17 protein-coding genes and 1 tRNA gene are annotated in these 21,963 nt (G+C 65.6%); 10 read left to right on the top strand and 8 right to left on the bottom strand.

The window, feature by feature from the left end:
- Position 1 precedes the first annotated feature (1 nt).
- The 3 genes from C7I55_RS10525 to C7I55_RS10515 are packed head-to-tail and all read left to right on the top strand — an operon-like array spanning position 2 to position 5,632.
- Positions 2-3,208 carry an efflux RND transporter permease subunit gene (locus tag C7I55_RS10525; protein WP_106512877.1) on the top strand — a complete coding sequence of 1,069 codons (3,207 nt, stop codon included), beginning with the start codon at positions 2-4 and terminating at the stop codon, positions 3,206-3,208.
- On the top strand, positions 3,205-4,662 hold the full coding sequence (locus C7I55_RS10520) for an efflux transporter outer membrane subunit (protein WP_106512876.1): 1,458 nt from the start codon (positions 3,205-3,207) through the stop codon (positions 4,660-4,662). Before C7I55_RS10525 ends, C7I55_RS10520 begins: the two co-directional genes overlap by 4 nt.
- A 58-nt stretch (positions 4,663-4,720) precedes the next feature.
- Positions 4,721-5,632: a 2-dehydropantoate 2-reductase gene (locus tag C7I55_RS10515; protein ID WP_106512875.1), complete on the top strand. Its 912-nt coding sequence runs from the start codon at positions 4,721-4,723 to the stop codon at positions 5,630-5,632.
- A gap of 160 nt (positions 5,633-5,792) precedes the next feature.
- Here the strand turns inward: C7I55_RS10515 and C7I55_RS10510 are convergent, their stop codons facing one another.
- The 3 genes from C7I55_RS10510 to C7I55_RS28800 form a co-directional block, all read right to left on the bottom strand.
- The gene (locus C7I55_RS10510) at positions 5,793-6,215 is read right to left on the bottom strand and encodes a response regulator transcription factor (RefSeq protein ID WP_233222151.1); all 423 of its coding nucleotides are present in this window, start codon (positions 6,213-6,215) and stop codon (positions 5,793-5,795) included.
- 69 nt (positions 6,216-6,284) lie between these two features.
- Positions 6,285-7,280: an NADP-dependent oxidoreductase gene (locus tag C7I55_RS10505; protein WP_106512874.1), complete on the bottom strand. Its 996-nt coding sequence runs from the start codon at positions 7,278-7,280 to the stop codon at positions 6,285-6,287.
- A 158-nt stretch (positions 7,281-7,438) separates the two neighbouring features.
- Entirely contained in the window at positions 7,439-9,085 is a 1,647-nt protein-coding gene (locus C7I55_RS28800) for a DUF2171 domain-containing protein (protein ID WP_233222150.1), read from the bottom strand.
- Between the two features lie 238 nt (positions 9,086-9,323).
- On the opposite strand from C7I55_RS28800, the gene C7I55_RS10490 reads away from it, so the two are divergent.
- Positions 9,324-9,399, top strand: a tRNA-Ala gene (locus C7I55_RS10490).
- 276 nt (positions 9,400-9,675) lie between these two features.
- Here the strand turns inward: C7I55_RS10490 and C7I55_RS10485 are convergent.
- Positions 9,676-10,977: an MFS transporter gene (locus C7I55_RS10485; protein ID WP_199192785.1), complete on the bottom strand. Its 1,302-nt coding sequence runs from the start codon at positions 10,975-10,977 to the stop codon at positions 9,676-9,678.
- Positions 10,978-11,386: 409 nt separating this feature from the next.
- Between C7I55_RS10485 and C7I55_RS10480 the strand changes: the two genes are divergently transcribed.
- The 3 genes from C7I55_RS10480 (at position 11,387) to C7I55_RS10465 (ending at position 13,951) form a co-directional block, all read left to right on the top strand.
- Positions 11,387-12,538 (top strand): N-acetyltransferase, encoded by a 1,152-nt coding sequence (locus tag C7I55_RS10480; protein ID WP_106512873.1) that lies wholly within the window; start codon positions 11,387-11,389, stop codon positions 12,536-12,538.
- 174 nt (positions 12,539-12,712) lie between these two features.
- Complete coding sequence (locus C7I55_RS10475) at positions 12,713-13,279, top strand: VOC family protein (RefSeq protein ID WP_106512872.1); 567 nt, start codon at positions 12,713-12,715, stop codon at positions 13,277-13,279.
- Positions 13,280-13,534: 255 nt separating this feature from the next.
- Positions 13,535-13,951, top strand: a complete 417-nt coding sequence (locus C7I55_RS10465) for a DoxX family protein (RefSeq protein ID WP_106512870.1) — start codon at positions 13,535-13,537, stop codon at positions 13,949-13,951.
- A 221-nt stretch (positions 13,952-14,172) separates the two neighbouring features.
- On the opposite strand, the gene C7I55_RS10460 is transcribed toward C7I55_RS10465, so the two are convergent.
- From C7I55_RS10460 to C7I55_RS10450, 3 genes are all read right to left on the bottom strand, one after another.
- A complete protein-coding gene (locus C7I55_RS10460; protein WP_106512869.1) occupies positions 14,173-14,574 on the bottom strand; it encodes a MerR family transcriptional regulator in 402 nt (133 codons plus the stop codon).
- Between the two features lie 462 nt (positions 14,575-15,036).
- Positions 15,037-16,059, bottom strand: a complete 1,023-nt coding sequence (locus C7I55_RS10455; protein ID WP_106512868.1) for an alpha/beta fold hydrolase — start codon at positions 16,057-16,059, stop codon at positions 15,037-15,039.
- A gap of 93 nt (positions 16,060-16,152) precedes the next feature.
- On the bottom strand, positions 16,153-16,992 hold the full coding sequence (locus tag C7I55_RS10450; protein WP_199192784.1) for an alpha/beta fold hydrolase: 840 nt from the start codon (positions 16,990-16,992) through the stop codon (positions 16,153-16,155).
- A gap of 354 nt (positions 16,993-17,346) precedes the next feature.
- Between C7I55_RS10450 and C7I55_RS10445 the strand changes: the two genes are divergently transcribed.
- The 3 genes from C7I55_RS10445 (at position 17,347) to C7I55_RS29460 (ending at position 20,713) form a co-directional block, all read left to right on the top strand.
- A complete protein-coding gene (locus C7I55_RS10445) occupies positions 17,347-18,618 on the top strand; it encodes a cytochrome P450 (protein WP_106512866.1) in 1,272 nt (423 codons plus the stop codon).
- A gap of 398 nt (positions 18,619-19,016) precedes the next feature.
- Positions 19,017-20,180, top strand: coding sequence for a benzoate/H(+) symporter BenE family transporter (locus C7I55_RS10440; RefSeq protein WP_106512865.1), 1,164 nt, complete (start codon positions 19,017-19,019; stop codon positions 20,178-20,180).
- 167 nt (positions 20,181-20,347) lie between these two features.
- Positions 20,348-20,713 carry a UrcA family protein gene (locus C7I55_RS29460; protein ID WP_106512864.1) on the top strand — a complete coding sequence of 122 codons (366 nt, stop codon included), beginning with the start codon at positions 20,348-20,350 and terminating at the stop codon, positions 20,711-20,713.
- A 223-nt stretch (positions 20,714-20,936) separates the two neighbouring features.
- On the opposite strand, the gene C7I55_RS10430 is transcribed toward C7I55_RS29460, so the two are convergent.
- Positions 20,937-21,902: a LysR family transcriptional regulator gene (locus C7I55_RS10430; protein WP_106512863.1), complete on the bottom strand. Its 966-nt coding sequence runs from the start codon at positions 21,900-21,902 to the stop codon at positions 20,937-20,939.
- Between the last annotated feature and the right edge of the window lie 61 nt (positions 21,903-21,963).

Raw genomic sequence — 21,963 nt, 5'->3', positions numbered from 1 at the left:
CATGTCACGCATCTTCATCGATCGCCCGATCTTCGCCTGGGTGATCGCGATCATCGTCATGCTGCTCGGGCTCGGATCGATCTTCGCTCTGCCGATCGCGCAATATCCCGATGTCGCGCCCCCCCAGGTCAACGTCCGCGCCAGCTATCCGGGCGCCTCGGCCGAGACGGTCCAGAACAGCGTCACCCAGATCATCGAGCAGCAGCTCACCGGCATCGACGGGCTCATCTATTTCAGCTCCTCGTCGACGTCGCGCGGCTCGGTCTCGATCTCCGCAGTGTTCGAGAAAGGCACCGATCCGGACATCGCTCAGGTCCAGGTGCAGAACCAGGTCCAGCAGGCTCTTTCCCGCCTGCCGCAGCAGGTGCAGCAGCAGGGTCTCCGAGTCACCAAGTCCAATCCCGATTTCCTGATGATCATCGGCGTCTACGATGCCACTGATCGGCGCACCAACCAGGACGTCTCCGACTGGATGGCGTCCAACATGCAGGATCAGATCGCCCGCATCCCAGGCGTCGGCGAGACCAATGTGTTCGGTGCGCCTTATGCGATGCGCATCTGGCTCAATCCCGACCGTCTCGCCAGCTTCGCGCTGATGCCGAGCGATGTCATCGCGGCCATCCAGGCGCAGAATACCGAGATTGCCGCCGGCGAGATCGGCGGCCAGCCGCAGCCGCGCGAGCAGATGCTGAACGCGACGGTAACCGCCCAGTCGCGACTGCAGACGCCAGAGCAATTCCGCAACATCATCCTCAAGACCGAGACCAGCGGCGCGGCCGTGCGCCTCGTCGACGTCGCCCGGGTCGAGCTTGGCGCCGAGAGCTACAATGCGGTCAGCCGGGTCAACGGCCATCCCGGCGCCGGCATCGCCATCTCGCTCGCGCCCGGCGCCGACGCGCTCGAAACGTCCGACCTCGTCAAGGCCAAGGTGGAGGAGATTTCCCGCGGCTTTCCGGCCGGCTTCGAATATGCGTTTGCCAACGACACCACCGCCTTCATCCGCCTGTCGATCGAAGAGGTGGTGAAAACGCTCATCGAGGCGATCATCCTGGTCGTGATCGTGATGTTCGTCTTCCTGCAGAGCTGGCGGGCGACCCTCATCCCGACCATCGCAGTGCCGGTGGTGCTGCTCGGCACGTTCGCCGTTTTCTACGCGCTCGGTTTCTCGATCAACACGCTGACCCTGTTCGGGCTCGTGCTCGCGATCGGCCTGCTGGTCGACGACGCCATCGTCGTCGTCGAGAATGTCGAGCGCCTGCTCGACGAGAATCCCGGCATGACTCCGCGCGAGGCGACGATCCAGTCGATGGAGCAGATCCAGGTGGCGCTGGTCGCGATCGCGCTTGTCCTCTCCGCCGTGTTCCTGCCGATGGCCTTCTTCGGTGGATCGACCGGAGTCATCTACCGCCAATTCTCGGTGACGATCGTCTCGGCGATGGTGCTGTCGGTGTTCGTCGCCCTCATCCTCAGCCCGGCGCTCACCGCCACCCTGCTCAAAGCCCGCCATGCGCACGCGGAACGGCCACCGGGATGGTTCAGTCGGCATGTCCCCGGTTTGGTGAACTTCGTCCGCGGGAGCGGCGATCGATTCAACCGCACCTTCGAGCGCGGCGTCGACCGCTACGGACGCTCGGTCACCACCGTGGTCAACCGAAAGTGGATCTTCCTGCTGATCTACGCCGGCGTCTGCGCCTTGCTGGTGCTGATGTTCCTGAAGCTGCCAACGGGGTTCCTGCCGACCGAAGATCAGGGTGCCGCCTCGGTCCAGTATCGACTTCCTGCCGGGGCAACCCAGAGCCGCACCCAGGAAGTCCAGCTCGCCGTCGAACGCTATTTCCGCGAGAAGGAAGCGAACAACGTCCGCACCCTGTTCACCGTCACCGGTGGCGGCGGCGGCGGCGGCGCAAGCGGCCAGAATACCGGCCAGGGCTTCATCAACTTCACCGACTGGTCGGAGCGCAAGGGCAAGGAGAATGGCGCGGACGCGATCATTGCGCGTGCCTCGGGTGCATTCCGCGGCTTCCGCGACGCCCAGGTCTTCGCGCTGGTGCCGCCGGCGATCCGCGGCCTCGGCCAATCCTCCGGCTTCAGCATGCAGCTGCAGAATGCCAGCGGCATGTCTCCGCAGGATTTCGCCGCGGCGCGCGAGAAATTGCTGCAGCTCGCCAATTCCGACCCGGCTCTGACCTCGGTCCGCCTGAGCGAACTGCCCGACGTGGCGACGCTGAAGGTCGATCTCGACCAGGCAAAGCTGGCGACGCTCGGGCTGAGCCAGGGCGACGTCAACTCCACCCTTTCGACGGCCTGGGGCGGACGCTACGTCAACGATTTCATCGATCGCGGCCGGGTGAAGCGCGTCTATGTTCAGGGCGATGCCCCTTTCCGCGCCAGCCCGGAAAATATCAACGAATGGTTCGTCCGCGGCCAGAATGGGCAGATGGCGCCGTTCTCCTCCTTCGCGCAAACCAGCTGGGCGACCGCTCCGACCACCCTCTCCCGCTTCCAGGGCATTCCCTCGTTCGAGATCCAGGGCCAACCGGCGGAAGGACAGAGCTCGGGCGACGCGATGCGGCGCATGGAGGAGCTCGCGGCGCAGATCCCGGGCACCAGCGTCGCCTGGTCGGGCCTTTCCTACCAGGAGCGGCTTTCGGCCGGCCAGGCCCCCTTCCTCTACGCGATCTCGCTGATCGTCGTCTTCCTGTGCCTGGCGGCGCTCTATGAAAGCTGGTCGATCCCGGTCGCGGTGCTGCTCGTGATCCCGCTGGGGCTGGTCGGTGCGATCTTCGCCGTCACTTTGCGCGGGCTGCAGAACGACGTCTATCTGCAGATCGGGCTGCTGACGACGATGGGCCTCGCGGCGAAGAACGCAATCCTGATGATCGAATTCGCCGAACGTGCCGAGAAGGAAGGCAAGCGCGTGATCGAGGCTGCGATCGAGGCCGCCCGAATCCGCCTTCGTCCGATCCTGATGACCAGCCTCGCCTTCATCTTCGGCGTGCTGCCGCTCGCCATCTCCACCGGTGCGGGCGCCAACAGCCGCATCGCCATCGGCACCTCGGTGATCGGCGGCATGCTGACGGCGACCCTGCTCGCGCTCTTCTACATTCCCTTGTTCTTCGTGCTCGTCCGGCGAACCACGCGCGACGCCTTTGCCAAGCTGCGCCGCAAGCCCCCCACGGCCGCTCCGCAGCCGGAGGCCAAGGCATGAGGCGGACGCCCCTCCTCCTTCTGGCGCTGCTCGCCGGCTGCTCGATGGAGCCGAAATACGTCCAGCCGGCCTCGCCCGTGCCGCCCTCCTGGCCCGTCGGCGACGCCTATCTGCAGCAAAGCGAGGCGGCACTGCCCGCCCTCACCTATCGCGACGTCTTCCGCGATCCGCGCCTACAGTCGCTGGTCGAGCAGGCGCTGCTCAACAATCGCGATCTGCGCATTGCCGCAGCCAACATCGCGGCGGCGCGCGCCCAATACCGCATCCAGCGCGCCGAACGCTTTCCCGAAGTCGGCGTCAGCACCGGGGCGACCGTCACCGATCGCGGCGTCGATCAGACCGGATCCGGCGGCGGCGGCAGCGGCGGCGCCAACACCAGCTTCACCGCCGATCTCGGCATCACCGCGTTCGAGCTGGATCTGTTCGGCCGAGTCGCCGCGCTCACCCGCGCAGAGCAGAACCGCTTTTTCGCCACCGAAGCCGCCGCGCGGACGACACGGCTGGCGCTGGTCGGCGACATCGCCGACGCCTGGCTGACCTACGGCGCCGACGCGAGCCTGCTCAAGATCGCGCAGGAAACCGCGGTCAGCGCCGAAAGCACCGTCCGCCTGACCCGCGCCCGTCTCGAAGGCGGGATTGCGCCGCGCACCGACCTTCGCCAGGCCGAACAGATCCTGGAGGCTGCGCGCGCCAACATCGCCGAGCAGCGCACCGCCCTCGCCCAGGACGTGAACCTGCTGCAATTGCTCGTCGGTACACCGATCGATGCGGCGCTGCTGCCGGCCTCGATCGATGAGGCGGCAGCGACCGTCGCGCAGCTGCCTGCGGGCCTCGAGTCGACGATTCTGCTGCGCCGGCCCGACGTCGTCGAAGCGGAGTTCCAGCTGCGCGCCGCCAATGCGGAAATCGGCGCGGCGCGGGCTGCATTGTTCCCGCGCATCTCGCTCACCGGGCTTCTCGGCTTCGCCAGCGACGCGCTCACCGGCCTGATCTCGGGCGGTGGCTTCAACTGGACCGGCGGCGCCGACGTCAGTTACCCCATCTTCCGCGCGGGTGCCGGGCGTGCCGGGGTCCGCCTTACCGAGGCGCAGCGCGCGTCCGCGGTCGCAACCTACGAGCGCACGATCCAGATCGCATTCCGCGAAGTCGCCGATGCGCTCGCCCGAAACGGAACGATGACCGAGCAGCTGCGTGCGCGGCTTGCCCAGCGCGACGCCGCCGCCGACACCTACCGGCTGACGGAGGCGCGCTATCGCGGCGGCATCGATCCCTTCCTCACCAGCCTCGAGGCGCAGCGCGATCTCTACAACTCGGACCTCACGTTGGTGACCACCCGCCTCACCGCCGCATCCAACCGGGTGACACTCTACCGCGCGCTCGGCGGCGACAGCTTCCTCCAATCGGGCGCGATCGATGCCGTTCTTCCCGCAGGGACAGGGCCGCAGCGGCGCTGAAGCCGCACTTGGCGGACACGGCTCGGCCTCGTAGACGGGCCCCCACGGTGGAGGTGACATGACACGGATTGCGGTGATCGGCGCGGGCGCCATCGGCGGGACGGCCGCGGCCTGGCTGGCGCAGAACGAGGCGCTCGACGTTGCGTTATGCGTTCGAACGCCGATCCAGTCGCTGCACGTAGAGACCCCGTCCGGACCGCTCTCGCCTCGGGTGACCGTCTGGAGCAGCCCGGCAGAGGCTCGGTCTGTCGATTGGGTGCTGATCGCCACCAAGGCTTATGACAGCGAAGCGGCGGCGTCATGGCTTCCGATGCTGATGGCTCCGTCGACTTGCGTGGCGATTCTTCAGAACGGCGTCGAACATCGCGCGCGCGTGCAAGGACTGGTCGAGGATGATCGTGTCGTACCGGCAATCGTCGACATCCCGGCGGAGCGAAATGCCCCAGGGCGGATCCATCAGCGGAGAACCGGTTCGATTTTCGTCGCCGACGATCAGGCCGGACGCGCCTTCGTCAGCCTGTTCGCGCACACGCCGATCGCAGTCGCGACCACGCCCGATCTCCGCACGGCCGCCTGGCGCAAGCTCGCGGTCAACTGCGCGGGCGCGGTAAATGCCCTCACCCTCCAGCCGGGGGGCATCAGCCGCAACGACGATGTCGCCGAGCTGATGCGCGGCCTGATCCGCGAATGCATCGCGGTCGGTCGCGCCGAAGGGGCCGATCTTCCCGACGGGCTCGCCGACGACGTCGTTGCCGGCTATCGCGCCGGCCCGGCGGACTCGGTCAATTCCCTACTCGCGGACAGGCTCGCCGGCCGGCCGATGGAGATAGACGCGCGCAACGGCGTGATCGTCCGCCTCGGTACGCGCCACGGCATTGCGACTCCGCTGAATGCGATGGCGGCGACGTTGCTGCGGGCAGTCTCTCCGGGCGGGAACAAGAGCACCGTACCCGTGCCGCGTCCGGGCTGAGCCTTCCCTCGCACCGGTTGGTGCTGAGCCTCCCTGAAGCGTTCGGGCTGAGCCTGTCGAGACCCCCTCCTTCTCTTGAGGAGCCCGGACCCAGGGAAAGGAAGGGCGTCGACAGGCTCAGCCCGAGCAACGTCTGGGCGACAGTCGCATCGCGAGCCCGTCAGACCCGGTTGGCCTCCAGCAGCACTTCCACCCGGGCGACGAGCTGATCCGGATCGAACGGCTTGCGGAGGTAATCGTCCGCGCCGGCACGGGCCGCGATCAGTTCGTCGGCTTCGCCCTGCCGGCTGGTCAGCATCAGCACCGGGATCGTGCAGGCGCTCCGCGACGTCCGGATCTCGCGCAGCACGTCGATGCCCGATTTGCCGGGCAACATGCAGTCGAGGATGACGAGGTCCGGCTGCTTGAACTCGATAATTCCGCAGGCCTTGTCGCCGGCGGCCATGCCGCCGACGATGTGGCCACGCGCGCCCAAGCAATCGCAGACGACGTCGACGACCAACGGATCGTCGTCGACGATGATGATACGGCTGGGCGCCGCCGGCATCGGTGCGCGGAAGGAGGCAGCAGTCAGAGGTCGCACGTCAGGTCTCTTCGTTGGTATTCCCGCTCATTATAGAGACGTTCCGGCGCAAGCGTGCCGAACCCGTCGTCAGAGCCGGACCAGCATCTTGCCCATGTTGCCGCCGCTGAAGAGATCGAGGAACGCTTGCGGCGTGGCCTCGAGGCCCTCGCGGATCGTCTCGCGGCTCTTGACCTGCCCTCCCGAGATCCAGCCGCCCATGTCGCGGTAGAATTCGCCCATCAGCGGCAGATAGTCGGTGTAGATGAAGCCCTTGACCGCTATCCGCGCGGCGATCACCCGCATGATGTAGCGGAAGGCGTACGGCTCGCCGCCATTGTAGGAATCGATCATTCCGCAGATCGCGAAGCGCGCATTGTTGCGGGCCGCAGCGAAGGCGGCGTCGAGGTGATCGCCGCCGACATTGTCGAAATAGACGTCCACCCCCTTGGGCGCAGCGCGCAGCAGGGCGTGGGCCACCGGCTCGGCCTTGTAATCGATGGCGACGTCGGCGCCGAGCTCGCGCACCCAGGCGCATTTGTCGGCGCCTCCGGCCGATCCGATCACGGTCATGCCCTTGGCCTTGGCGATCTGGACGACGGCCGAGCCGACGCCGCCCGCGGCCGCCGAGACGAACACCGTGTCGCCTTCCTTCGCCTCCGCAACATGGAGCAACCCGAAATAGGCCGTGCCGCCGGTGAGGCCGAGGTTGCCGAGCCATTGGTGCGCCTCGACGGGCAGGGGCGGCACTTTGTTGAACTTCTCGGCAGGGCCGGTGACCGACTCGCGCCAGCCGAACATGTGGAAGACGGTGTCGCCCTCCTTGAAGTGGGGCGAGCGAGATTCGACCACGGTTCCGACCGCGCCGCCTTCCAGCGGGGCACCGACTTCGAACGGCGGCACGTAGCTGCGCACGTCGTTCATCCGCCCACGCATATAGGGATCAACCGACAGCCACTGATTGTCGACCCGGATCCAGCCCTCGGCGAGGTCGGCGAGCGCCACCTCCTTGAGCTCGAAATTGGCGTCGGTCGGCATGCCCTTGGGCCGTGATGCCAGGTGCCAGGCGCGGGTCGTGCTGCTCATCGTCTCTCCCTTTCGATCGTGCCGCAGTCATGAACGCGCTGCCGGGGCCGGACAAGCCGGACTTGCGGCTTCGGGGCGTCCTGTCGCGGAAACGGCCCGGCTGCACGTGGCAGCCGAGCCGTCCTCAGCCGCGGCGCGGCCGGTCGGCCGCGACAGGATCAGCCCTTGCGATCAGGCGTGTCGGTGCGGCTCGTAGTGCCGGTCACACCGGTCGTACTGGTGGAACCGGGGGTGCCCGTCGAACCGGTTGTGCCCGTTGGGTTGCTGCTGCCGACGGTCTCGCTGCGATCGCTCTCGCCGCGCCCGCTCAGGACTCCGCGACGGGTATCGCGATCATCGTCCTCATAGGTGCCGGCGAAGCTGCGATTGAGCACGTGCGGGCCGTCGCTGCCCGAATCCGGACGCTCGAACAAAGCGCGGTTGCGCTCCTCGTTGCGCCATTCGAGCTTGGCCTGCTCGGCAGTGCGGTTGAGCGTCACCTTCTGGTCGACATTCTCCACCCATCCGCAGGGTATCGAATGGTGCATGCCGCCGGCGCTCGGGTCGTTCTTCGCGAGGATGATGCGATCGCCCGCGACCTTGTCGACCTTGCCGACATGGCTGCCGTCAGATCCGACGACCTCCATATGCTCGTCGACCCGGTTGAGCAGCTGGCGCTGGCCCTGGCGCTTCGAGCGCCAGCCGCCGAATTCCTGCTCGAACTTCGACTGATGCTCGCGGCGATATTCGTCATAATCGCGGTCGAGATCCTCGATCTGACGACGGCGCCATTCCGAATAATGCGGGTCGTGGATGGAGGGCGGGTTGTCACGCCCATGGCCGCCACGGCCCTGCTCGCGGCCGCCATAGGCGCCCGCCTGACGCAGGATCTCCGCCTCGCGACCGGTGCTCATCGTCGATCCGAAACCGCCGCCGACCGGCGCCGACATCGGGTGGGCGCCGTGGGTGCCGGTGCTGCCAGCATCGACCCGATCGAAGCGCCGGCCATATTCGCCGGGCGCGTCGAAGCCGCCGCCACCGATGCCAGGGCGATCACCGCCGGCACCGCTCGCATAGCCGGCGCCCGAAGGTCCGCTTTGGCCGCCGCCGCGCTCGTAACGCTCACCGCCGGCGCTGGCGCCGCCACCACTGCGCGCATAACGCTCGCCGCCGCCGCGGGCATAGCGATCGCCTTCGTCGCCGGCACCGAACCGGCCACGGCCGCCGGAGCCTCCCTGACGATGGCCGCGCTCGCCGCCCACCGAATCGCTGAACCAGCCCGGCCGGCCGGGCCGTTCCTGGTTCCAGCTCTCGCCGGCCTGGTTGCCCCAGCCACCGCCGAAGCCGCCTCCCCCGAGCGTGCCGGGGCCGCCGTGGCTCTGCTCGCGGGCGGGATCGCTTCGCCCGTAGTCGTTGCGGCCATAATCATTGTCACGTCCGCCGGTCATGCCGCGTTCCTGCTCCCAGCGGCGCTCGTCGGCTTCGCGCCGGCGCTGCGCTTCCTCGTCGCCGAACCACGAACGGACCTCGTCTCCGGCGCGATCGAAGAAGCCGCGATCATCGTCGCCGCCAAGATAGTCGCGATTGCCGCCACGGTCCCAGTTGCGGTCGGCGTGCTCGCGGCCGCTCGAAGCGCCATAGCCGCCGGCACCGCCGGAGCTCTCGCGGCGGCCCTCATTCCAGCTGCCGCCTTCGCGGCCCCAGTCGCGGGTGCCGTAATGCCGTTCATCGCGCTCGCCGCGCCAGTTGCCGGCGCTTTCGCCCCGGTTGTCGCCACGGTCGCGCCCACGATCACCGCCGTAGCGGTCGTCGCCTCGATAGCCCATCTCACTCTCCTGTGTCTGGCCGCACCCAAAGCGCGGAAAGCCACGCTTACGGGAATGAAGGCCAAACGAAGGACAATGCGGACCCGTTCCGATCCGAAGAGCCGGGCTGTGGGCAACTTTCGGCGAAACGACTCCGCCACACGCACGGCAATTGCCACGTTGCACAACGCCGAAAGCCTCGCTAAGTGGAGCGCCTTCCCAGCCCCACCCTCGGTGGGGAACTGCGCGAAAAAGGCGTGGGGCTGTAGCTCAGATGGGAGAGCGCTGCAATCGCACTGCAGAGGTCAGGGGTTCGATTCCCCTCAGCTCCACCAACTCTTCCCCTGTCGAACACGAGGCACCTGCCCGAGCCGTGGGCAACGGTACCGCCGACGGTGCGTCAGGTGGGTATCGCGCTGGTCTCCGAAAGCCAGTCAGGCCAGTTCCGCTTCGAAGCCTTTGACTCAGATCGGAGCTCATGGGCGCGCCGCGACCACCAGGCGACCGAAGCCTGGAAGCTGACGCTGCACCATGCCGGAAAGTCCGCTTCGGCCCTTCATGGCGGGAAAGCGTTCAAAGGCAGCGCGGATCTTCCACGGCAGCAAGCGGGCTCAGCTGCCCGGAGACCGGTTCTCTTGGGCGGCGCGGCGGCCGAGGACGATGCTGGCAGTGACTCCGATCAGCGCAACGACGCCGATGATCAGCCCCGGCGCTGCCGGCCGCCCGCTTGCCTGGATCATCGCGTTTGCGGCGAGCGGGCCAAGACCGCTCAGCAGGGTGAAGCTGATGTTGAGGCACAGAGCAACCCCGCTGAACCGCAGCCGAGCCGGGAACAGTCCGGCGATCAGAAAGGCGAAGCTGCCGTTGGCACCGGCCACGGCGATCGCGAGCAAGGACAGCACCGGGATGAGGTGTGTACCGCCGCTCGCGAGCGCATGATAGGCGATCGGCGCTCCGACCAGCATCAGCACCGAAGAGGCGAGCAGCAGGTATCGCGCCTGGATGCGGTCCGCCCACCATGATGCCGTCAGCAGCGACAGCGACATAGCCAGAAGCGCGACATTCATCGCGACCGCCACCGCCTGCCCATCGTAATCGAGAACCTGGACGAGATAGGCGGGCATGTGCGCGAACAGCAGGCCATTGAAGGCGGCAGTGAGCGCCGCCACTGCGCAGCCGAGCAGGATCGCCCCCGGATGCGATCGCATCACCTCTCGCACCGGGTGGCGAGCGGCATCGTGACGAACCCGAAGGAATTCCGGCGTTTCTCCCAGATTGCGACGAAGCCAGAAGCTGACGAGGCCGAGCAGGCCGCCGATCACGAACGCGACCCGCCAGCCATAGCCGAGCATCGCCGCAGGAGAAAGGCAGACGCCGAGCGCCAGATTGACGAAGGCGGCGAGCAGCACGCCTCCGTTCACGAGGGCGAAGACGATCCCGCAGGCGAAGCCTGGCCTGCGCTCCGCTGTCTCGACCACGAACGTGATCGCGCCGGGCAGTTCGCCGCCGATGCACAGGCCCTGCACGAAGCGCAGCAACACGAGCAGGAACGTGGCAGCGACGCCCCAGGTCGCATAGGTCGGTATCAGCCCGATGCCGAGCGTGCAGATGGACATGGTGGCAACGGTGATCACGAACACAGTCTTGCGGCCGTATCGGTCGCCGAAATGACTCGACACCATCCCTCCGACCGGACGCGCCAGATAGCCGACCGCGAAGACCGCCAAAGCGAGCGTCAATGCAACCTGGTCTGCGGCCGGGAAGAAGGCGGCGGCAATCGCTTGCGCAAAGATGCCGTAGACGATGAAGTCGTAATATTCGAGCCCGCCACCCAATGCGGCGAGCACGACCATCCGCCACTCACGCCGGGTGAGGTCACCGCTTTGCGGCCTTTGCGAACCTGACATCAGCATGACCAGTCACTGGGCTGAACCGCGTTACGCCGGTTAAACGCTGCACCATCCCCTATGCTCGGCGAAGTCCGACCCGAGCATGCCACAAGCGCGATGTCGCTCCTCATCCCGCTGTAGTCGCGCCCAGCGTCACAAGAACAAAGTTCGATCGCATCCGACACTCCTCACATCTAACGTTTCCTATACTAACGGCTAACGGCGCCTCTTGTTATGATTATATCGCTACAGGCGTAATAGGAGTCACGATAACGCTGAGCTATCGCCGGGATAAGATTACGAATGAAGTCGGGTTTTGATCGCCTTGGCCGTCAGTATCATCCAAATCAGGCAATCGATCCGCTCCGCCACACAAGAATGTGCCGCTCGACTGCGAGAAGCATTGCCGGCAATCCAACGCGAAAGGGAAAGCTTGCCTACCGTCACGATCAATCCGGTTACCACCAAAGGCGACCGCAAGGCATTCGTCGACCTGCCGTTTCGGCTTTACCGAAGCGACCCGCACTGGGTGCCGCCCCTCAAGGGCGAAGCACTCGGCCTGATCACGCCCGAGAAGAATGGGTGGTTCAGTCACGCCAAGGCGCAGCTGTTCCTCGCCCGAGAAGGCGATCGGGTGGTCGGCCGCATCTCGGCCCATATCGACACATTGGCCCTCACCATGCCGCGCGAGCAGGGCTTCGGCCCGGGCGTGGGCCAATGGGGTTTGATGGAGGCCGAGCGGGAAGACGTCTTCGTCAGCCTGCTGGCGCGTGCAGAGCGCTGGTTGCGTGATCAGGGCATGACGAGGGCGCTCGGGCCTATCAGCATGTCGATCTGGGAGGAGCCGGGTCTGCTCGTGCATGGGTTCGATCACCCGCCGACGATCATGATGGGGCACGCCCGGCCGGAATATCGCGCGTGGATCGAGCGCGCCGCTTATGCTCCGGTCAAGCAGCTCCGCACCTACGAGCTCGACATCACCAAAGACTTTCCGAAGATCGTCCAGCGGATCATCCGGTCCGGCGAGGCCAATCCTCGCATTCGCATCAGGCACACCGACAAGACGAAGTTCGACGAAGAGGCTGCAATCATCCTCGCAATTCTCAATGATGCCTGGCGCGACAATTGGGGCTTCGTGCCTTTGACCGAGCCGGAGATTCGCGATGTCGGCGTGAAGCTGAAGCCGATCGTCTTCGACGATCTCATTCGGATTGCGGAACTGGACGGCAAGCCCGTCGCGTTCATGATCACGCTTCCCGACCTCAACGAGGCAACGAAGGACCTAAATGGATCCCTCTTCCCCTTTGGCTGGATCAAGATCCTCTCCTGGCTCCGCAAGCCGAAGGTGCGGACCATGCGCGTTCCGCTTATGGGGGTGATCAAGGATCTCCAGACGTCGAGACTGGCCAACCAGCTCGCCTTCATGATGATCGAGCGCATACGCCGGGCTGCGGTCGACCATTATGGAGCGACACGCGGCGAGATCGGCTGGATCCTGGAAGACAACCGCGGAATGCTTTCGATCGCAACGACGATCGAGAGCAATGTCAATAAAGTCTACGTCATCTACGGCCGGCAGCTTTGACCGGCTTCAGACCGAAGCCGCCTGGATCTCATATCACAGGGACGAACGCGTTCCGGCGCGGACAAGCACGCGCGCTACGGTGGTAGCACTTCACATCAGGATCGAAACGTCTTCGTAGATTGCCACGCACACTATGCGACCGGCGGGCGATATTGCCGCCGAATGGAGTAAATCATGAGCACGATCATTCTGGATAGCGCGGGATCGAGCATCGATAGCCGAAGCCGCCTTCCCCGCTTTCATCACGCCGCCTACGTCTCTTCCGACCAGGAGCGGACTCGGCACTTCTACGAGGACATCCTCGGCATCGCGCTGAGCGGTTTCTGGATCGAGCACGAGATCATCGGCGGTGTCGCGCACGATTTCAGCCTTGCGCTGTACGAGCTTGACGACGGCAGCGCCCTCTCATTCTTCAACTTCGCCGACCCCGCGCTCCAGCGGCAATATGCCGCGCACCGTCAGGGATTGTTCGTCCACCTCGCGCTCAAGGTGGATCGAGATCTGCAGGACCAGCTTCGCAGCAGGCTCAGCGAAGCCGGCATCGAGTGCTCCGCCTTCGACCACGGCTATGCCCACTCGCTCTATGTCGAGGATCCGGACGGCCAGACGCTCGAGTTCGCGGTCGAACCCGAGCAGCTGGAGAGCATCAAAGTGCACCAGCGTGCCGCCGCCCACGATGCGCTCCGCCGCTGGCAGGCGGGCGACCGGACCCTCAACAACATGCTCACCAGGCAGAGCTGACTTCGAAAACGACACGAACGGCAGGCGCGCTCGCGCGGGCCTGCCGCGGCAGCCACGTATCAGCGCCGGACACCCGCTCCTCGAGAGGGTGCCCGGCAATCGGGCTTTCGGCTTTGCGGCCGAAGGCGCCTGCCCATTCCGGCGGCAAGAAGTGGGTCGCGGGCGCGCTCGTCATACCTGACGGCACGTCCTCGATCCTTTCGCCAACGGCAGCAGCCGCATCGCTCGCAGATTATCATTATTGGGAGTAACCTCATGTCTCAGTCGATCGAACGCCTCCTGCGACTGCCCGCGGCCGCGCCTGTCGCAAGGCTTGCGATCACCTTTCCCTTTTGGGGAAGCGCGCTCATCAAGCTGATCGATTTCGCAGGAGCGCGTGCCGAGATGGCGCATTTCGGGCTCGAGCCGGCACTCTGGTTCGCGGTGGCGACGATCCTCGTTCAGCTCGGAGGATCCTTCCTGATCATCGTCGACAGGCTTGTCTGGCTCGGCGCCGGCGCGTTGGGGGTATTCACCGCGCTGACGGTGATCCTGGTACACCATTTCTGGTCGATTACCGAAGAGCCCGCCCGAACCATCGCCTTTCATACCGCAATGGAGCATGTCGGCATCATCGGCGGCCTCATCGCCATCTCGATACTTGCAGCCCGCGCGAAATCCAGTGCGGGCTGACGCAGCAGCCTCGGGTCGACACCGGCGCTGAGCAAGCCGGTGTCGAGCCATTACGCCGGCCGCTTCGGCTCCTAGTTCTTCATCAGCTCCCAACTGATATGCACTGACGCCGAGGCATTTTGCCGAGCACGCCAAAAGTCGTCGGTAACGGCCGCAGTGGCCTGCCAGCGTCATCATGTGGCTGCGGCGCTCCCGTTTCCGATTTCGGGGTTGCGCCTTTCTCAGCGCTTTTGATCGTCTACGCCGACGTTCCCCGCCAAAGCTTCACGCTCGATCCTCACCAGTTCATCCAAGGTAAGTTCCAGCGCGACTTTCTGCGCCTGCAAGTCCTCGATGCGCTCCCGGCAGCGCTCGGCAAGTCCGCGCATCTGCGCGACGTGGCGCGGATCGGCATCATAGAGCGCGAGAAGCTCGCGGATCTGGCGAAGCGAGAAGCCGAGCCGCTTGCCCCTCATGATGCGCCGCATGCGATTGGTCTCACGGTGCGAGTAGACTCTCTGTGCTCCGATGCGTTGGGGCGCGATCAAGCCTCGATCCTCGTACAGGCGCAGCGTCCGCGGCGTGATGCCAAGGCTGTCGGCGACCTCCTGAATCCCTTGCAACCGTTCAAATCCGTCGAGCACGCGAAGCCTCCTGATCTTCCACTTGCGTCTTCTCCTATTGGCGGTTCGGCTTGGTGCTTCGCCGCAGGCCGCACAGACCAGGCCGGGGCCCAAGGCCCTCCGGTTTGCGACAGCTGGTCGAGCCACACGATCTGCTTCGACCCGCACCAGCGCGCCGGATCCGGCACGCGCACCGGCAAGCAGGGAGCGCACGTCTCCCCGCGAGGAGAAGGAGCCAGGCAGATCGGCATAGGGCGCTGGCTACGGACTGGCCCGGGAGCGAGTCCCGATCGCAGACGGTCCTTGGACACGCCACAAAGCGAGCGCTCCGCCGAGCAGCAGAGCCGCGGCAGCCACGAGGAGCAACAGACCGGCAAGGGCGTTCCGGCGCATATTCAACTTTCGGGTCCGCGCCGCTGCCGACGCTCGACGCTCTGCGAGCGTGTTCGGCAAGGGAATTGCGCCTGGGGCGCGTTCGCATACCTAGTCACGACAGGGCCGTTGCCGCGGAGCGATCGTCCCGCCAACCTTTCGCCGGAGAGTTGGATTGTTTTTGCCCCGTGTGCGAAAGGAGGGCCGTCCATCGAGGAACGCCAGCACTGAGCGGGTGAAGGTCTGCGGGCATAGCCACGGCGCAAAGTGGCTCGCGTCCGCGAAGATCTCGAGCGCGGCTCCGGGAATCGCCTTCGCAAGATAACCGGGGTGGCCGGGGGTGATGAATTCGTCATGGTCTGCCCCTGCGATCAGCACTGCAGGTCCCCCGATCGCGGCGAGTTCTGCCAGCGGCGTGTCAGGCTGGGCCGCCTGCATCGCGCGAACGGCAGAACTCAGGCGGTCGAACGCCTCCGGCGAAGGGGAAAGCGCCCGATAATCGGCCATGAGGCGCGGTGCGACCGCTGCCAGGATCGGCGCATCGCCTGCCCCGCGTCGGACTCCACGCTGGTCCATGTTGGCGCCGAAGGCGTAGACCCGGCCGAGCCGCTCGCCATGGCGCATGGCAAGCGTCAGGGCGGTCACTGCGCCGTCGCTCCATCCCACGATCGCGGGACTTGGCAGCCGTAATGAGTCGATGATCGCAAGCACGTCGCTCGCCAGGAGCTCATAGCTTAGCGATCGCTCTCCGAGGGTGCTGCGGCCATGGCCTCTGCTGTCGACCAGAATGACGCGGTAGCCGCTCGCCACCAGCCCCGGCACCTGCTCGCCCCACGCGCGGCTACTCGACAAGCCGCCATGGAGAAGGACGACTGGCTTACCGCTGCCGATGCTGCCGAACCAGATGCGCGCGCCGTCGCGGCTCAGATACTCCTGCGTTGCAAAGGGCGGCAAGGCCCGCGGCGCCGGGAGCGTCTGCCATTTCGGGACCCCGCCACCCGGGAGTGCCGGCGCTTCGGTCGCCGGCAACAGGGTCAAGGCCGCAGAGCCGGCAACGAGCGCGAGGCATCGGCGCCGCCAGGCGGGCGTCGAAGCACCAAGGGCACGGCGTGACCGCGCCTGAATGTTCATCATCCAGTGAAATCCTTGAAAAGGTTGCCGCAGCGGCGCAGCCGGTCCGAAAGCGGCAGCGACACAGGCCGGGTGTGACGACCTTACAGGGCGGCTTCAGGCGACCCTGGAAAGCCTGCCAGACAGATCCGCCATGAAGTCGGCGACGAGCGCGTCATAGGCGGGCGCCGAATGCCAGAATGGCGCGTGCCCTTCACCGGCCAGACGATGGCATTTTCCGCCCCACAATCTTCCGAACGGAACGCTGTCGACATAGGCAAGGTTGACCAGGGGATCGCGGCTCCCGTTGATCACCGCGATCGGCACCGTCATTCTCTCGACGGCTTCCCGCTGGTCGATACCTGCGCCGGCCTTGGCCGCCGCGAACAGCCGTTCCCGGAACTTCCCGTCGGACCGCACGATCGCTGCCCGCAGGAATGGCTCGACCGGCTCTCCGAACATCGCGCGCGCGAAGGCTTCGATGTCATCGGCCGAGAGATCGCGCTTCGCTGCCGGCAGCTTGGCCGGATTGGCCAGGAAGCCCTCGGCGAAGCCGTTGCGGCGGATCGGTGGGGTGCCGGTGATGATCAGCCCCTGGAGCCCGGGAAACAGACCGATCATCTCGATCGCGACATGGCCGCCGAGCGACCAGCCCATGAGGACCGCCTCGTCGATGCCGAGGCTTCCAAGCACCTCCGTCACCGCGCTCGCCAGACCGGGCAGCGTGTAGGTCCGTTTCGGATCCAGGGCGTTCGCGGAGCTGCCGTGCCCGGGCAGATCGAGGCTGATCAAGCGCAGATTGTCGGCCAGGGACCCTTGCCATTGCCGGCCGAACACCGCGCCGCATGAGGAATTGCCATGCACCATGACGAGCGGCGTGCCGGGCCGCTGATTGTCCTGAACCGAGATCACCCCATGCGAGGTTTCGACGTGCCTTCGAAGAGGTGAGCGTTTCACGATTGTCTCCTTGGTCGAGCTTCGACAGCAGAGGCGCCAGGCGTCTGCCGGGATCGCCAACAAGGCCGTTGCCGATTGCCGCTGAACATTAAGGCGGGGGATCGAGACGCAAAAGCATATTGGTGCTTCAATCGTAATCAAGTGCGTCATTCTATCAATCTATTCTCTTCAGAAGCCAGGTCTCGCTAGTGAGTTTGCGCGCGTATGCGCAAATCGATGCCGTTGGATATTTCAGTTCCGCATAGGTCTTCGTGTCCGCAGAGACGGATTGTTGCGAATGCAACACTGCACCGGCGCCTCGCAACGTGTCGGTAGCGCGCACTTCATAGATGGAGCCCTTTAGGAGAAGTGCTGATGACCGTCGCCTGGACCGTTCCCGAACACGCGCAATCTCTCAAGGAACAGATCGACAGCCTGCCGATCGGAGAGCTGGACGTCGCGCGCCCGGACTATTTCGAACTGGGTGTGGCCGAGCATGGCCTGCAGCGGCTTCGATGCGAGGCGCCGGTCCATCATTGCGCCGACGGACTGTACGGCGCCTATTGGTCGATAACGCGCCACAAGGATGTCGAGGCGATCGAACTCGACCACGAGACCTTTTCTTCAGATCATTTCAACGGCGGCATCACCATCGCCTCCCATCCCGACGAGCCGCAATTCTTCCCTGCCTTCATCTCCATGGATCCGCCGCGGCACGGCGAGCAGCGGAAGGCGGTCGCACCGGCCTTTTCCCTCGAACGGATGAACTCGCTCGGCGATCAGGTGCGGCTGTGGTGCGCCGAGATCCTCGACGATCTGCCGGTCGGTGCGCCCTTCGACTGGGTCGATCGCGTTTCGATCGGGCTCACCGCCCGCACGCTCGCGCTGCTGCTCGGCGTTCCCCAGGCGCGGGCACGCGACCTCATTCGCTGGTCCGAGGCTGCGGTCGCACTCCCCGGGCATCCGCTCTTCCCGACGATCGAGACGAAGCTCGCCGCACTGCAGGAATGCTTCGCCATGTTCGACGCGATCTGGGAGGAGCGGATCAGAAATCCCGCCGGAGGCGACCTCGTATCGCTGCTCGCAAGTCGGCCGGAGACCCGAACCATGGCAAAGGCGGAGTTCCACGGGAACATCCTGCTTCTTCTCGTCGGCGGCAACGACACGACACGCAACAGCATCAGCGGCAGCGTCGTTGCGTTCGATCGCTTTCCCGAAGAGCTGGAGAAGCTTCGCGCGGAGTCCGAGCTCGTACGCAACCTCGCCCCCGAAATATTCCGCTGGCAGACGCCGCTCGCTCACATGCGCCGCACGGCCACCCGCGACGTCGACTTCAAGGGACATCGGATCCGCAAGGGCGACAAGGTCGTTCTCTGGTACCTGTCCGCCAATCGGGACGAGGCGATGTTTGCGGACGGCGACGCGTTCATGATCGATCGGCAGAATGCGCGCCGCCAACTGGCTTTGGGTGCCGGGATCCACCGGTGCATCGGCGCCCGCGCGGCGGAACTGCAGGTACGGATCCTCTGGGAAGAAATTCTCAAGCGTTTCCGGCGGATCGACGTGACGGCGCCGCCGAAAAGGACAGCGTCCTGCTTCATCCACGGCTACCAGGAACTTGTCGTCACGATCCCGGAGCGCATGTGAATCCCGAGAAAGGTTTCGGGCGAGACTGTGCCGGCATGCTGGCCGGGCAATCCCGGTCGCCTGAGCCCGCAAAAGCAGAGCGATGGGCGGCCTCCGGGCAGCTGCCGGCGCGGTGTTCCCGGGAGACTCCCGCGCCTTTTCGAGTCAGCCTGCACGCTTCCCGGGCGCTTGTTGCGACCTTCCGGGACGGTCGAGGCGGAGGCGCCGGACTCTGACCCACGGGTTCTGCCCTCCCCTACCACGACGGCGGCGAGACCCGTTTCAGCGCGGCGAGGCGAGTTCATAGGCACCGCTCCTGCTTTTCGAACCATGCGGCGCGCGATATCTGCGGGTGCCAACCGAGCCGTCGGCAGCAGTGCCGCCACCCTGCGCGGCGTCGCTCCGACGGGAGAAGAGTGTTGCCTGAGAAATTCCCACCGGCCGCCGCATGGTCGTCGGCTCTGGTCGCTGCCCTCGTCGGGTTCGGCGGCACGATTGCGCTGGTCGTGCAGGCGATGGGGAATATGGGCGCCTCCGTCGAGCAGATCGGCTCGGCGATTACCGCCTTGTGCCTCGGGATCGCGATCGCTGGCGCAACTCTTTCATTCCGGCTTCGCATGCCCGTGATCCTCGCATGGTCGACACCGGGCGCCGCGTTGCTCGCGGCCGCGCCGGGCCTGTCCTGGCCCTTCGCCGTCGCCGCCTTTCTCGCTTCCGGCCTGTTGATGATGGTCCTCGGCGCAGTCCCGCCGTTGACCCGGCTCGCGGAACGCATCCCGGGCTCGATCGCGTCGGCGATGCTCGCCGGCGTCCTGCTGCCCTTCTGTCTCGAGCTGTTTCGGCTGACGGCGGACGACCCGCTCCTGATCCTCATCCTCCTGGCCGTCTTCGTGGTCGCCCGTCGGTACGTTCCGCTCCACGCGCTCTTGCTGGTCCTGGTCGGCGGAATTGCGCTCACTCTTCTCAGGAATGCTCTGTCGCCCCTGCCTGAAGGCGAGACATTCGGCATGCTGGCGCCCGTTGCTCCGGCATTAGATCCGCGAACGCTCGTCAGCGTGGGCCTCCCCCTGTTCCTCGTCACGCTCGCGTCGCAGAATCTTCCCGGGCTCCTGGTTCTGCGCAGCGCGGGCTATTCGCCGCGCCCTGCACCGCTTCTCGTCGGCACCGGCCTCGCCACCCTCGTCGGGGCACCGTTCGGCGCCCATTCCGTAAACCTCGCCGCCATCACTGCGGCAATCTGCACCAATGCCGAGGCCCACCCGGACCGGGAGAGGCGCTGGGTCGTTGGGATGCTCTACGCCGGCTTCTATCTTGGCCTGGCACTCTGGTCGCCGGGACTGGTCCGTCTGTTCCTCGCCTTGCCGCACAGCGTCATCGCCGCGCTGACCGGCCTAGCCCTCGTTCCCGCACTGACCGGCGCGGCCGGCGCCATGCTGTCCGGAGAGGACGATCGCGAGCCGGCCATCCTGACCTTCCTTGCGACCGGATCGGGCATGACCCTGCTGGGGCTCGGATCGGCCTTCTGGGGCCTGATCATCGGATTTGCCGCCTTCGCCATCACGAAAAGGCTTAGAAAAGCCTGACATCGGGCGCATCTCCGAATGCCGGTTGCAAGGCGTGATAATAGTTGCCAATATAGTCTTGCCATCAAGCCACTACAATTGCCATAACATCCGGCCGATCTGCAGCGATGCTGAAACAGGCGGCGATTACTTCGACTCACATCGATGAACAGATGTGAGTATAGGAAATGAATTCAGGAACTTTCACCCGCTTGTTGTTGTGGAATTTGGGCGTGATGGCCGCCGGCGCAGCGATCCTGGTCCAGCCAGGATCGGCTTCCGCCGCCGATCCCCTCGAAGAGCCCCGAACCACGATCGTCCGCATCGATGATCTCGACCTCGGCTCCGCCACCGGACAACGCAGGCTCGAACGGCGCATCGGCCGTGCTGCGCGATGGGTGTGCGGATTTGACCGGATAATCAGACGATCGGTCGACAAGTGCATGGCGGACGCGAAGCAGAACGCACATGCCCAGCTCTTGCAGAGGGTGTCCGTGCAAAAGGAACACGATAGCCCGCAATCCGAGCCGAGCCGCGACGTATATTCTCGATAACACGCCGCAGCGACGTGTTTGCGCTCAGGCCCGCTTGCCTTGTGTCCGGTGGGCGGGCGGGCGGCTGCAGCCGCCCGTCATCCCGACGGTAGGAGCCCGATCGCCACTCCCGTCAGGATGCTTGCAGCACAGGATGGGCGACAAGGCCCGGCGGAAAGCGAGCTTTGACCAGTGGGGCGAGTTGGCCGCCACCGCCGGATCGCTGGTCCCGAAACTGCGCCTGTCACGCCGTACCGCCGGATCGCGACCGGCCGGTGCGAGCGGCCATGTTCCCTCGTGCGTCCGAAGCCTCTGCCTTGGCCCGAAGCTCCCGGGCGAGGCCGACGAACGCCTTGAGCGCAGCCGAGGCATTGCGCCGCCCGGGATAATAGAGGCACAGCCCCGGGAGCGGCGGCGTCCAGTCTTCCAGGACACGCACCATATGCCCCGCTTCGATGTCGGCGAGCACGTCCGGCTCCATGAAGAAGCCGAGCCCCATTCCGTCGAGGATCACCGCGCGGGAGAGGCTTGCCTCATCGAGGGTAATCCGGCCGTCGACATCAAGCTGGACCGTCTCCCCGTTCTTCTCGAAGACCCATCTGAACAGGGCGCCGTTCGGCAAACGAATGCGGATGCAGCTGTGTTCGAGCAGATCGAGCGGATTGATCGGCCGCTTTCGCGTTTGGAAATATGCCGGCGAGCCGACGACGGCGTAGCGTTGCGCACGCCCGACCGGCACCGCGATCATGTCGGTCGGCACGAGATTGGCGGCACGAACCCCGAGGTCGAAACCGGCGGCGACGATATCGACGAGCTTTCCTTCGGTGACCAGATCGACATGCACGGCCGGGTAACGCCGCAGGAACTCGAGGATGAGCGGCGGCAGGATCTCCCGCGCTGCCGTGGCGAAGGCATTGATGCGCAGCGTGCCCGAAGGTGTCTCCTGGTGCGATCGCACCATATCCATTGCACCGTGTATCTCCTGGAGCGCCGGCCCCACCTGCCCGACGAAGGATCGGCCGGCATCCGTCAATGCCACGCTCCGCGTCGTCCTATTGAACAGCCGCGCACCAAGGCCCGCCTCCAGCTTAGCGACTGCATTGCTCAATGCCGTGGTGGACATGCCCAGATCGAGGGCAGCGGCCCGAAAGGATCCGCGCCTGGACACGGCAATGACTGCGTCCAGATCACCAAGTCCAGGTCCCCGCATTATCCTGCCTTTCGAAACGCCTCGTCCTATTTCATCCCGCTTATCGGCACAGCTGTCCAGG

Source organism: Allosphingosinicella deserti (genome assembly GCF_003012735.1).
Lineage (GTDB): Bacteria > Pseudomonadota > Alphaproteobacteria > Sphingomonadales > Sphingomonadaceae > Allosphingosinicella > Allosphingosinicella deserti.
Note: the sequence above shows the minus strand (reverse complement) of the source record. Positions and strands in the feature narration are given on the sequence as shown.